General features: G+C 65.0%; 1 protein-coding gene. It reads left to right on the top strand.

The window, feature by feature from the left end:
• On the top strand, window positions 1-437 hold a 437-nt coding region (locus JUK32_RS13665; protein WP_204139413.1), incomplete at both ends, for an efflux RND transporter permease subunit.

Raw genomic sequence — 437 nt, 5'->3', positions numbered from 1 at the left:
ATCTACCTGCTGCCGGGGGCGGCGGGAGAATTTGTCGGCACCATTGCCCTGGGGGTGATCTTGGCGCTGATTTCGTCGCTAGCGATTTCGCTGACGCTGATTGCGGCGTTGGCGGCGCGGGTGCTGGGTCGCAGTTCGTCGCCACGAGAGCGGGGGGGGGGAATTTCTCGCATTCTAAACAAACAGGGAGCCTGGTGGAACGAGGGGCTGGCACTGCCGGGCGCGGCGCGGGTCTACCGCTGGTCGATCGCCCGCATGACCGCCCGCCCACTGCTGGCGATCGCTCTCACCCTCGCCATTCCCCTAGTCGGCTTCATTGCCGCAGGCACCCTGACCAGCCAGTTCTTTCCCCAGATCGACCGCGACCAGTTTCAGATCGAGATCGAGTTTGCCTCCCAGACCGCCATTGAGCAGACCCGCGATCGTGCCCTGGCAGC

Source organism: Halomicronema sp. CCY15110 (assembly GCF_016888165.1).
Taxonomy (GTDB): domain Bacteria; phylum Cyanobacteriota; class Cyanobacteriia; order Phormidesmidales; family Phormidesmidaceae; genus Halomicronema.
This window is presented reverse-complemented; position numbering and strand designations above follow the sequence as displayed.